Source organism: Streptococcus hyointestinalis, from assembly GCF_011039275.1.
GTDB lineage: Bacteria > Bacillota > Bacilli > Lactobacillales > Streptococcaceae > Streptococcus > Streptococcus hyointestinalis_A.
Map to the genome: position 1 here is coordinate 542267 of NZ_JAAKGB010000001.1, position 11999 is coordinate 554265.

11 protein-coding genes are annotated in these 11999 nt (G+C 45.4%); 10 read left to right on the plus strand and 1 reads right to left on the minus strand.

Annotated features, from left to right (window positions below):
• Window positions 1-59 precede the first annotated feature (59 nt).
• Complete coding sequence (locus tag G5B60_RS02905) at window positions 60-2339, minus strand: ATP-dependent Clp protease ATP-binding subunit (protein WP_164682563.1); 2280 nt, start codon at window positions 2337-2339, stop codon at window positions 60-62.
• A 270-nt stretch (window positions 2340-2609) separates the two neighbouring features.
• On the opposite strand from G5B60_RS02905, the gene G5B60_RS02910 reads away from it, so the two are divergent.
• From G5B60_RS02910 to G5B60_RS02955, 10 genes are all read left to right on the plus strand, one after another.
• The gene (locus G5B60_RS02910) at window positions 2610-2840 is read left to right on the plus strand and encodes a DUF1797 family protein (RefSeq protein ID WP_115270511.1); all 231 of its coding nucleotides are present in this window, start codon (window positions 2610-2612) and stop codon (window positions 2838-2840) included.
• A gap of 283 nt (window positions 2841-3123) precedes the next feature.
• Window positions 3124-3837, plus strand: coding sequence for an amino acid ABC transporter permease (locus tag G5B60_RS02915; protein WP_164682565.1), 714 nt, complete (start codon window positions 3124-3126; stop codon window positions 3835-3837).
• Window positions 3834-4568 (plus strand): amino acid ABC transporter ATP-binding protein, encoded by a 735-nt coding sequence (locus G5B60_RS02920; protein ID WP_164682568.1) that lies wholly within the window; start codon window positions 3834-3836, stop codon window positions 4566-4568. The genes G5B60_RS02915 and G5B60_RS02920 overlap by 4 nt, the downstream gene beginning before the upstream one ends.
• 128 nt (window positions 4569-4696) lie before the next feature.
• Complete coding sequence (locus G5B60_RS02925) at window positions 4697-5176, plus strand: ferrous iron transport protein A (RefSeq protein ID WP_164682570.1); 480 nt, start codon at window positions 4697-4699, stop codon at window positions 5174-5176.
• Window positions 5173-7320 carry a ferrous iron transport protein B gene (gene feoB, locus G5B60_RS02930; protein WP_164682572.1) on the plus strand — a complete coding sequence of 716 codons (2148 nt, stop codon included), beginning with the start codon at window positions 5173-5175 and terminating at the stop codon, window positions 7318-7320. The genes G5B60_RS02925 and feoB overlap by 4 nt, the downstream gene beginning before the upstream one ends.
• Before the next feature lie 8 nt (window positions 7321-7328).
• On the plus strand, window positions 7329-7469 hold the full coding sequence (locus G5B60_RS02935; protein WP_164682574.1) for a FeoB-associated Cys-rich membrane protein: 141 nt from the start codon (window positions 7329-7331) through the stop codon (window positions 7467-7469).
• A 185-nt stretch (window positions 7470-7654) separates the two neighbouring features.
• Window positions 7655-8041, plus strand: coding sequence for a hypothetical protein (locus G5B60_RS02940; protein WP_164682576.1), 387 nt, complete (start codon window positions 7655-7657; stop codon window positions 8039-8041).
• Between the two features lie 267 nt (window positions 8042-8308).
• Entirely contained in the window at window positions 8309-10186 is a 1878-nt protein-coding gene (locus tag G5B60_RS02945; RefSeq protein WP_164682578.1) for a beta-glucoside-specific PTS transporter subunit IIABC, read from the plus strand.
• A gap of 102 nt (window positions 10187-10288) precedes the next feature.
• Entirely contained in the window at window positions 10289-11143 is an 855-nt protein-coding gene (locus G5B60_RS02950) for a bifunctional methylenetetrahydrofolate dehydrogenase/methenyltetrahydrofolate cyclohydrolase (RefSeq protein ID WP_164682579.1), read from the plus strand.
• Window positions 11136-11996, plus strand: coding sequence for an NAD(P)H-hydrate dehydratase (locus tag G5B60_RS02955; protein ID WP_164682581.1), 861 nt, complete (start codon window positions 11136-11138; stop codon window positions 11994-11996). The genes G5B60_RS02950 and G5B60_RS02955 overlap by 8 nt, the downstream gene beginning before the upstream one ends.
• Window positions 11997-11999 lie beyond the last annotated feature (3 nt).

An 11999-nucleotide genomic window follows, 5' to 3' on the forward strand; every position in this document is an offset into this window, starting at 1 on the left:
AAAATTCTGTAATTTTGTCTTAAAAAAGCAATCTTCCTAAGAAGATTGCTTTTGGTGATTTAGTTAGCTGCGACTTCTTCGCTGGCTTTTTCGTGTTTTTTAGCAGACTTGATAAAGATGTCGCCCTTGCTGTTGAGGACAGCTTTCAAGTGTTTTTCGCTAGGATGTTCAAGATAGAAGTCAGTGATAGCGTCTTCGATGTAGTCTTGGATGGTACGACGTAGTGGACGAGCACCCATTTTTGGATCGTATCCAAGGTCAACCAGTTTTTCCTTGACCTTGTCTGTGACATCGAGATGGATGTCATTAACCGCAAGGCGGCTATTGACGGTATCAAGCATAAGATCAACGATATGAAGGAGATTGTCCTTGCTAAGTGCCTTAAACTCGATGATACCATCAAAACGGTTCATAAACTCAGGGCTAAAGAAGTTGCCAAGCTCACCAAGCACAGAGTGCGTGCGTCCTTCACGACTAGCGCCAAAACCAACGCTGGCTTCGGTCTTGCCAGTCCCTGCGTTTGAGGTCATGATGATGATGGTGTCCTTAAAGCTGACCGTGCGTCCTTGACCGTCTGTGAGACGTCCATCATCGAGCACTTGAAGGAACATGTGCATTACATCTGGATGTGCTTTTTCGACCTCATCTAGTAAGATGAGCGAGTAAGGATTTCTGCGGACTTTTTCGGTCAATTGCCCCGCTTCGTCGTAGCCGACATATCCTGGAGGCGCTCCGACCAGTTTTGCGACAGCGTGTTTTTCCATGTATTCACTCATGTCAAAGCGAATCATGCTGTCTGCTGAACCAAAGAGCTCAATTGCTAGTTGTTTAGACAGCTCAGTCTTTCCGACACCTGTCGGTCCGACAAAGAGGAAGCTTCCGATTGGGCGGTTTGGTGAGCCAAGTCCTACACGATTTCTGCGGATGGCTTTAGCAATTTTATCAACAGCGTCGTCTTGTCCGATGACGTGTTTTTTCAGGTCATCAGCTAGGTTAATCAATTGAGACTGTTCTTTTTCTTTCAAATCACCAACAGGGATGTTGGTTTTTTCTTCGATGATATGCTCGATTGTTTTTTCGGTGATGATGGGTGTGTCTTGGTCATCGATTTTTTGCTTTTGCATTTCCTTATATTTGGCGATCTGGTCACGGAAGTAAGCAGCACGCTCGAAGTCTTCGTCACGTGTGGCTTGCGCTTTGAGATTTTCTGCCTCAATTAAGCGCTGGTCAATTTCCTTAGGATCGACAAAGTTAAGGGTCAAGTTCATCTTAGAGCCCGCCTCGTCCAAGAGGTCAATCGCCTTGTCGGGCAAGAAACGGTCTTGGATATAGCGGTTAGATAGGATAGCAGAAGCCTTGATAGCTTCGTCGCTGTACTTGACGTGGTGGTAATCTTCGTATTTCTTTTGGATACCTTTTAGGATGGTGATGGTCTCATCAACGCTTGGCTCATCGACCTTGACAGGTTGCATACGACGCTCAAGCGCAGCGTCTTTTTCGATGATACGGTATTCATTGAGCGTGGTTGCACCGACTAGTTGCAATTCGCCACGAGCAAGTGCTGGTTTTAGGATATTTCCAGCGTCCATATTGCCATCGCCTGCTGAGCCTGCTCCGACAATCTCGTGAATTTCATCGATGAAGAGGATAACGTCTTTTCGCTCACGGATTTCTTCCATGAGTTTTTGCATACGCTCTTCAAATTGCCCACGAATGCCGGTACCTTGCACGAGACTCACCACATCAAGGCGGATAACTTGCTTGGCTTGGAGTTTTTGAGGGACATCTCCGTCCACAATCTTTTGCGCTAAGCCTTCCACAACGGCAGTCTTACCAACACCAGGTTCACCGATGAGGACAGGATTGTTTTTGGTTCTGCGGTTCAAAATCTCAATGACACGCACAATCTCGCTGTCACGTCCGATGACAGGGTCAATATCGCCACGGCGAGCAAGGTCAGTGACGTTAATACCAAACTCTTCTAGGAGACCTTGTGGTTGATTGTTTGCTTGCTGACCATTTGGACGGTTGTTGTTGCCGTTGCCACCACGATTACCACCAGACTGTGTCGGAGGTGTATTTGGCAAATCTTGACCGCCAAAGGCACGGAAGTTATTGAGGTCGCCAAAGAAATCGTCAAAGAAAGGATTGATACCACTGGCTTGATTTTGTTGGCGATTGTTGTTTGCGTCATTTAAGCCTGCAAAAAAGGCGTTGTTAGGATCTGTTTTGATAATTTGATAGCAGTTTTGGCAAAGGTCAACCTGCTTTTGTTGACCATTAACATTAGTATAGAGGTGAATAGTTGCTTCGTTTAAGTTACAATTTTGACAGAGCATAGAATACCCCTTTCTTCTCTTAATCACTATTAGCAGTAAAGCTAGACGTGCTCTACCACACTTGACCTAGTTATTAGTCAAAGTTGGTCAAACTTCATAATCTTATTATAGCACCCCTTTTGTAGAATGCAAGTGAAAAGATTGTAAAATTAGCACTCAAAGATAAGAGTGCTAATTCGGCTGTCAAACAAGAGAATGACACTTTTTCTTGTCGTAAGAGCGCTTTTTATGGTAAAATAAGAGTGATTAAAAACTTAGAGGAGAACTAAAATGGAATCACATTTGGTGAGAATCATCAATCGTTTAGAATTGATGGCAACAGATGGTGGTAATCTTAAACGTAATTTTGAGCGTGATGGTGTTGTTGTGGCAGAGGTATCTTTTAGCAACGATGCTGAAAACGGACCTGTTTTCACACTTCGTGACGTCAATGCACGTGAGACCTATTCATTTGATAGCATTGATTTGATTGCGATGGAAATTTACGATTTGTTGTATTAAATCATGATGTCCTGAGCAGTGCTCAGGATTTTTTATTAGAGATAGAAACGTTTGACTTGCTTTTTTTGCAATTTTATGCGATAGAGGAAGTTGTGCTATGTATGACCTAAAAGTACTGGCTTGTTCTGTTATCGGGGGGGATTTGTAGGATGTTTCGCTTATAAAATCAACAAGCCTCGTTGTGATAATAAAAAATAAAAGAAAAATGAAAGTTAGGTATTGTATTTTTATTCAAGATGTAGTATAATATTCTCCATATCATCAAAAAGGAGAAGAAAGCTTTATGGATTTTTCATTCATACCGCAATATCTTGATTATTTTAACTATGGCGTGCTTGTCACGATTATGATTTCAGTCTGCGTGGTCTTTTTTGGGACGATTATCGGGGTTTTAGCCGCTCTTATCAAGCGCAGCCACTGGGTCATCAATGGACATGAAATTAAAATCTTTAAATGGCTTGTGAGTTTCTATGTCTGGGTCTTTCGTGGGACACCGATGTTGGTGCAAATCGCCATCGCCTTTGCCTGGATGAGTTTCTTCAATGGCTTGCCAACCGTTGGCTTTGGTGTGATTGATATGGACTTCTCACGGATTATGCCAGGGATTGTCATCTTGTCACTGAACAGCGGGGCTTACGTTTCTGAGATTGTTCGAGCTGGGATTGACGCTGTGCCAAAAGGGCAGCTAGAAGCAGCTTACTCTCTTGGTATTCGCCCGCTAAAAGCTATGCGTTATGTCATTTTACCGCAAGCGCTGAAAAATATTTTGCCTGCTTTGGGGAATGAATTTATCACAATTGTTAAAGACAGCTCGCTTTTACAAACGATTGGTATCATGGAACTTTGGGGTGGTGCAACAACCATTCAAGCTAAAACTTACATTCCTTTGACACCTTACTTGTTTGCTGCCTTTTACTATTTGATTGTGACGACGGTGCTTACTTGGTTGTTAAAACTCATGGAGAATCGCTTAGGTAAAGGAGAAAGCAAGGCATGACAGAAACCATTCTTTCAATCAAAGATTTACACAAGTCTTTTGGCAAAAATGAAGTGCTAAAAGGCATTGACCTTGATGTGCATAAGGGCGAGGTTATTGCTATTATCGGACCATCTGGTTCTGGGAAATCCACTTTTTTGCGCACCATGAATTTGCTTGAGGTGCCAACAAAAGGGACGATTCACTTTGAAGGTGTGGACATCACCGATAAGTTAAACGACATCTTTAAAATGCGTGAAAAGATGGGTATGGTCTTTCAGCAGTTTAACCTCTTTTTGAACATGTCTGTTTTAGATAACATCACGCTCTCTCCTATCAAGACAAAGGGTATTGATAAGGCAAGCGCTCAAAAGAAAGCTTATGAGTTGCTTGAGAAGGTCGGGCTTCGTGACAAGGCAGACGCCAATCCGCAGAGTTTATCAGGTGGTCAGCAGCAGCGTATTGCTATCGCACGTGGATTAGCTATGGATCCTGATGTGCTCTTGTTTGACGAGCCAACCTCAGCGCTTGACCCAGAGATGGTCGGTGAGGTGCTAGGAGTTATGCAGGATCTTGCCAAGTCTGGGATGACCATGGTTATTGTCACGCACGAGATGGGCTTTGCTCGTGAGGTGGCTGACCGTGTGATTTTCATGGATGGTGGACACATCATCGAAGAAGGCACACCAGAAGAGGTCTTTGAGCATACTAAAGAAGAACGGACAAAAGATTTCCTCAGCAAAGTGCTCTAATGACTGTAGCCGAACCTTGGTTCGGCTTTTTATAATGATTATAATATTGAATTTTCAGTAAATTGAGGGTTTCTTTGTGATATAATAGTCAAAGTAGTTGATAGTCTATGTTTATGGAGGACAAGAAGTTGATTTTACAAGATGCCAAACTTGGGATTGACTACGAAGTTCTAGGCATTGACCTTCCAAAAGAGAGTGTCAAGCACCTCTCGCATTTGGGGCTGACTGTGGGGAGCCGTCTGCGCCTTGTGGCAAAGACAAAAAGCAGCGCCATTATGATGTTAAAAGGGAGTCGCCTAGCCTTTGATAGCTCGATTACAAGTCATATAGATGTTGCTGTTTGTAAAGATGACAAGCAGCAGTCCATTCCATTGTCGGACTTGAGCGTGGGCTCTTATGCTTATGTCGAAGGGATTTATGCGAGCAGCGAGACCAAGCGACGTTTGATGGATATGGGATTGACACGCCACACCAAGATTTATCTGAGAAAAGTGGCACCACTAGGCGACCCACTGGAGTTAACGCTTCGTGGTTACGAGCTGACCCTTAGAAAGTCTGAAGCCCAGCTCATTGCAGTTCTACCAAGTGAAAAAGGAGAAGAACAGTGACAGAAATTGCCTTAATTGGAAATCCAAATAGTGGTAAAACGACCCTTTTCAATCTCCTAACAGGCTCTAATCAGCGTGTGGGAAATTGGCCAGGGGTTACCGTTGAGCGTAAAAGCGGTACAGTTAAAAAGCAGGCGGATGTCCTCGTGCAGGATTTGCCAGGGATTTACTCCATGTCGCCCTATACGCCAGAAGAAAAGGTGGCGAGAGACTATCTGCTTAGCCAGCATGCAGACAGTATCTTAAACGTGGTCGACAGCACCAATCTGGAGCGCAATCTCTATCTGACCACTCAGCTCATCGAGACAGGTATACCTGTGACGCTGGCGCTCAACATGGCAGATGTGCTCAAGCACCAAGGCAAGAGCATTTCAGTGGATAAACTGTCCTATCAGCTGGGTGTGCCTGTTGTGCTCACCAGTGCTACGCAGGGAACTGGTGTCACCAAGGCGCTTGCTAAAGCGAAGCAAACGACAAAAGCCAGTGTGGATGAAGTGGTAATGCCGACCTATGATGACAAGCTTGAGGCAGCACTCTCGCAAATCATCGAGGTACTTGGCAACAGTGTGCCTGAGCGCTCACAGCGTTTTTATGCCATAAAGCTGTTTGAGCGTGACCCACTCATCCAAGAGGAAGTCAATCTCTCAGCTTTTCAGCGTTCTGATATTGATGAGATTATCGCTATCACAGAGGAGATTTTCACCGAGGACGCCGAGTCTATCGTCATCAATGAGCGCTATGCCTTTATCGAGCGTGTCTGTCAGATGGCAATGAGCCAAAAAGGTGCATTTCAGCTGACCTTGTCTGATAAGATTGACAAAGTCGTCACCAATCGTGTGCTGGCGCTTCCGATTTTTGGTATGGTCATGTTTTTGGTTTACTACCTGTCTATCCAGACTGTGGGGACTATGGGGACAGATTGGGTCAATGACGTCCTCTTTGGCGAGTACATCCCAAATGCTGCCAATCAGTTTTTAGAAGCGCTCAAGGTAGCGCCTTGGTTGCAGTCCTTGATTGTGGATGGGATTATCGCTGGGGTGGGGACCGTTCTTGGTTTCTTGCCACAGATTTTTGTGCTCTTTGTCTGTCTCGGCATTTTGGAGGACATCGGCTACATGAGCCGTATCGCCTTTGTCATGGATAGGATTTTTAGACGTTTTGGTCTTTCTGGAAAATCCTTCATCCCCATGTTGATTTCAACAGGATGTGGGGTGCCAGGTATCATGTCCAGCCGTACCATTGAAAATGAACGTGACAGAAGAATCACCATCATGACAGCCACTTTCATGCCCTGCTCGGCAAAACTATCCATTATCGCTTTGATTGCAGGTGCCTTTTTCCCGCACAATCCGCTAGTGGCACCAAGTACCTATTTCCTTGGTATGGTAGCCATTGTGCTGTCAGGGATTGCGCTGAAAAAGACCAGTTTCTTAGGTGGCTACGCTAGTCCTTTTGTCATGGAGTTGCCAAGTTATCACCTGCCTAAGGCTATGGCGGTTTTGCGCTACGCTTTTAGTAAGGTCGTCAGCTTTACCAAGCGAGCTGGGACGGTCATTTTCAGTCTGACCATTTTGATTTGGTTTACAAGCTCTTATAATTTCAGCTTGCAGGCGGTTGAGACGGACCAAAGTATCCTAGCCAGTCTAGGGCGTTCACTGGCTTGGCTCTTTACCCCACTTGGTTTTGGCAATTGGAAGGCGACCGTGGCTGCTATTACAGGTCTAGCTGCCAAGGAAACGGTGGTTGCGACCTTTGGTATCCTCTATCACAATCCTGACGCTACAGAAACCAGCAAGGCGCTCTGGCACAGCCTGCAGGCGGACTACACAGCGCTTGCTGCTTACTCTTTCATGACCTTTAACCTGCTTTGTGCGCCATGTTTTGCGGCTATGGGAGCTATCAAGCGTGAGATGAATGATCTGCGCTGGACGCTAGCTGCGATTGGTTTTCAGACAGGGCTTGCCTATGTAGTCAGTCTCGTCATCTATCAGTTTGGCTTGGTGCTCTTTTATGGCAAACCAGTGACGGCTTGGACAGTGGTTGCGCTAGCTTTAGTCCTTGTCATGACTTACTTTGTCGTAAGAAAACCAAAACAAAACGAAACCGTGATTAGCCTTGATACTTTGGGCTTGGTCAATGAATAGGAGGTCTTATGTCAACGATTATCATTGCGCTCTTGATTGCATCGGCAGCTGTTTTAGGCATTCGCCAATACATCAAGCAAAAAGGGTCTTGCGGAGATTGCAACTGCGCCTGCCCTGTCAAAGAAGAAATGAAACACGCTAAAAAATAAAAGAAACTCCCTCAAAGGCTGGTAACATCTAGCTTTTGAGGGAGTTTTGTTATATAATAAAATTGAAGGGGCGTCTGTTAGAAAGGGAAAAAGACGGAAACGATAGGATAGACAGCCTTTGGTTTAATAGTGATGTAGTTGTTATAGTACAAATTAGTAAATTTCTAAAGTCACAGGAGGAAAGGATGAAGAAAAAGGTTATCTTAGGTCTATCGACGCTAGCTGTTGTGTCTGTTTTTCTAGTCAGCTCGTCTTTTGCAGTTAAGGCGGCTGCGCCGACCTGCACCAAACCACGCCACAAAGAAAACTACACCATTAGTGTCTACAAGAGAGTCATGGCAAACTATAGCAAAGCCGAGATTAGAGAGTATTTTGCTATGCGACAGGTCAATGACAATACCATTATTATCGCTGATAAGGGTGGTGGATTCTTTACTACAAGAGAAGGCTATCCTATGAGCCCTGTCACCGTTTATGTCCCAGGTGGCGGGACTAAGGTCATGCACTTTGACAATCCAGATGAAGCCGCAACCGTTGGTGAGGTCAAAAAAGCCCTCGGGGTTAAGGACTAGCAGACGAAATGTTCGTCATAAAGACTATTTAGAGAAGGCTGGGCAGGTCTTCTCTTTTTTTAAAATTTTTTTCAAAAAAACGCTTGCATTATGTGTAAGCGTTTGCTATAATGGAACCATCAAAAAGGATTGTTACTGATAAGCAGGCAAAACCTAGATAAATATGAAATAAGTGACTTTTTACCGTGGGGTGGAGTGTCTTATTTGATATTTGTTTAGGTTTTTTCGTTTGCTTTTTAGGCAAAATAGTTTTATTTGGAGGCTCTTATGGCTAAGGATTACACAGATTTAGCACAAGATATTGTGGCTCATGTCGGCGGTAAGGATAATATCGCAAAACTCGTTCACTGCGTGACACGCTTGCGCTTTACCCTAAAAGATGAAAGCAAGGCTGACGACGACTATCTCAAACAGCGTGATGGTATCGTGACAGTGGTCAAAGCAGGTGGTCAGTATCAAGTTGTTATTGGCAATCACGTCCCAGATGTTTATGCGGCAGTGCTCAAGGTCGCTGGTATCTCTGGCGATGGTGGTGTCGATGTGGATGAGGGGGATGTCCCTAAAGGCAATCTTCTCGACCAATTCATCTCCTTGGTGTCAGGTATCTTCCAGCCTATGCTTGGTGTGCTGTGTGCGTCAGGTATGATAAAAGGGCTGGTCGCTATCCTAGCAGCATGTGGGGTCAAGGATACAGCAGGTGCCTACATCATCCTCAATGCCGCTGGTGACGGGCTCTTTCAGTTCTTGCCAATCGTTCTAGCCATTACCTCAGCTAAGCGTTTCAAGATGGAGCCTTTTACAGCGATGGCGATGGCTTTTGCGCTTGTCTATCCTAATATCGCAGCCAGCTTTTCAAAAGGCAGTGTTGACTTTCTAGGTATTCCCGTTGTCTTTCCTGCTTCTAGCTATCTGCAAACAGTGCTTCCGATTATCCTTACGGTTTGGGTAGGTGCTAAGCTGGAGCATTTCTTTAAGAAAATCATCCCTGATGTGGTCAAGGTCTTTCTGGTTCCGTTTTGTGTGCTTTTGATTACAGTGCCACTCGCTTTTCTAGCTATTGGTCCAGTCATGAACTACGCCAGTGACCTTGTCGGACTTATCTTTACCTCCCTTTACAAGGTCAGTCCAATCTTGTACGGTCTTATCCTTGGTGGGGCTTGGCAAGTGCTTGTTATGTTTGGTCTTCACTGGGGCTTGGTGCCACTTGTATTTTTAGAACTATCACAAGGACATCAAAGTGTTATTTTGGTAGCGTCATTTACTATCTGCTTTGCGCAAGCAGGCTCTCTTCTGAACATCATGATTCGTACCAAGGAGAAAAAAGTTCGTGAGCTTGCCATTCCAGCTTTTATCTCAGCTCTCTTTGGTGTAACTGAGCCAGCTATTTACGGGATTACCCTTCCTATGCGCACACCGTTTATCATGACCTGTATTTCAGGTGCAATCACAGGTGCTTATCTTGGTTTATTTGATGTCAAAATGTATGTCTGGGGCGGTATGGGACTCTTTGCGATTCCATCATTCTACTCTTCAGCAAACGCTATGAACGCTGTTCACTTTGTCATTGCTATGGCTCTTAACCTTATCATTGGATTTGTGCTCACACAATTCATCACCATTCCAAACCTTTACGGTGAGCCAAAAGAAAGTCAGCCACAAGAAGAAACAACGCCAGAGCTCAAAGAACTGCAACAAGAGCTTATTGCAAGTCCTATGATTGGTGAGGTTGTCGCTCTTGACAATGTCCCTGACGAAGTGTTCGCCTCAGGCGCTATGGGTAAAGGTCTGGCTATCAATCCGTCAGATGGAACCGTTGTCGCACCAAGCAACGGTGAGATTACGCTAGTCTTTCCGACTGGGCACGCTGTCGGCATGCGCACTGAAAACGGCGCTGAAATCCTCATCCATGTCGGTATGGATACTGTTTCTCTGGCTGGTAAGGGCTTTAAGAGCTTTGTTGAGGTGGGACAAAAAGTCACAGCAGGCGACAAACTGCTAGAGTTTGACCTAGCAACCATCCGTGACGCAGGGCTTCCAGTCATCACACCCGTCATTGTGACCAACTCAGCTGACTATGACGATGTCCTATTGACCCAAGAGGTGCGTGTCAATATTGGAGATTACTTGATGACAACCGTCAAATAAGAGAAATACCGCTAGAAAGCGGTATTTTTTGTGATTATGATAGCGTTTTGCAAGGCTTTTCGATATAATGATAAGAAAGAAAAGAGATGATAAGGAGAAGATATGACACTTATAGATGGAAAAGCACTCGCTACTCAAATGCAGGACAAACTAGCAAGCAAGGTGCAACAGATGAAGGACGACTACGGCATAGTACCGGGCTTAGCGGTGATTTTAGTAGGTGACAACCCAGCCAGCCAAGTCTATGTGCGCAATAAAGAGCGCTCAGCGCTAAAGGCAGGCTTTAAGAGCGAAACCAAGCGTGTACCAAGTAGCATTAGCGAAGAGGACTTGATTGCTTTGATTGAGGACTACAATCAAGACGACACTATCCACGGTATCTTGGTGCAGTTGCCCCTTCCAGAGCATATCAATGACAAAAAGGTCATCATGGCAATTGACCCACACAAGGATGTGGATGGCTTTCACCCTATCAATACTGGGCACCTCTGGAGCGGACGCCCTATCATGGTGCCTTGCACGCCAGCTGGTATCATGGAAATGCTAACAGCCTATGATATTGACCTTGAGGGTAAGCACGCTGTTATCATTGGGCGTAGTAATATCGTTGGAAAACCCATGGCGCAGCTCTTGCTGGCTAAAAATGCAACGGTAACACTCACCCACTCTCGTACGCAAAATCTCGCTGACGTTGCCAAATCAGCGGATGTCTTGATTGTAGCCATCGGTCAAGGACACTTTGTGACCAAGGATTTTGTCAAAGAAGGTGCAGTCGTGATTGATGTCGGTATGAACCGTGACACTGATGGTAAGCTCATTGGTGATGTCGCCTTTGATGAGGTCAAGGAGCTGGCAAGCTACATCACGCCAGTGCCAGGTGGCGTGGGTCCCATGACCATTACCATGCTCCTTGAGCAAACCTATCAAGCAGCTCTTAGGAGTTTAGAGTATGCTTAGAGCGAACGAGATAGCTCAAAAAGTCATCACGCCTCGTCCTAGAGATAGCCACAAGGGCAGTTTTGGGCGTGTGCTTTTGATAGGAGGGCACTACCCTTATGGTGGCGCTATCATCATGGCGGCTCTTGCCTGTGTCAATAGCGGAGCGGGCTTAGTCAGTGTCGCTACAGATAGAGACAATATCACAGCTCTGCATACCCATCTGCCAGAGGCAATGGCGTTTGAAATGAGTGATAAAGAACGCTTGACGACTGCTATCGGACAGGCGGATGTCATCCTTATCGGCTCTGGCTTGAGCGAGGACACGCTAGCAAAGAAGGTTTTTGAGACGACTCTGGAAAATATCAACGCTTCCCAAATGCTCATCATTGATGGCTCTGCTCTGAATCTACTAGCTAGGTATAAGCTGGCGCTAAAGACGAACAAGGTCATTCTTACCCCACACCAAAAAGAGTGGGAACGCTTGTCTGGGCTTAGGATAGAGGAGCAAAGTGCGGCAAATAGTCAGTCAGCGCTAGCAGACTTTCCACTAGGAACCATTTTGGTGGCAAAGAGCCAAGCAACGGCAGTTTATACGGTTGATAGTGCTTGTCCACTTGGTGTGGGTGGTCCTTATCAAGCGACAGGAGGCATGGGAGATACGCTAGTTGGGATGATTGCAGGCTTTTGTGCCCAGTTTAGGGACAATCTCTTTGAGACGGTTGTGGCTGCGGCTTACCTGCACTCCTATATCGCTGATAAACTGAGTAAGGACGCTTATGTCGTGCTTCCGACAAGTATCTCTCAAGTGATACCCAAAGTAATGAAAGAGTTTTCGAGCCTGTCTACTAAGGACTCTTGCGACCAAAGCTAAAAG

Coding starts and splice junctions, on each gene's coding strand:
- G5B60_RS02955 (WP_164682581.1), top strand. CDS start 11,136: ATGCTTAGAGCGAACGAGATAGCTCAAAAAGTCATCACGCCTCGTCCT.
- G5B60_RS02945 (WP_164682578.1), top strand. CDS start 8,309: ATGGCTAAGGATTACACAGATTTAGCACAAGATATTGTGGCTCATGTC.
- G5B60_RS02950 (WP_164682579.1), top strand. CDS start 10,289: ATGACACTTATAGATGGAAAAGCACTCGCTACTCAAATGCAGGACAAA.
- G5B60_RS02910 (WP_115270511.1), top strand. CDS start 2,610: ATGGAATCACATTTGGTGAGAATCATCAATCGTTTAGAATTGATGGCA.
- G5B60_RS02935 (WP_164682574.1), top strand. CDS start 7,329: ATGTCAACGATTATCATTGCGCTCTTGATTGCATCGGCAGCTGTTTTA.
- G5B60_RS02905 (WP_164682563.1), bottom strand. CDS start 2,339: ATGCTCTGTCAAAATTGTAACTTAAACGAAGCAACTATTCACCTCTAT.
- G5B60_RS02915 (WP_164682565.1), top strand. CDS start 3,124: ATGGATTTTTCATTCATACCGCAATATCTTGATTATTTTAACTATGGC.
- G5B60_RS02920 (WP_164682568.1), top strand. CDS start 3,834: ATGACAGAAACCATTCTTTCAATCAAAGATTTACACAAGTCTTTTGGC.
- G5B60_RS02940 (WP_164682576.1), top strand. CDS start 7,655: ATGAAGAAAAAGGTTATCTTAGGTCTATCGACGCTAGCTGTTGTGTCT.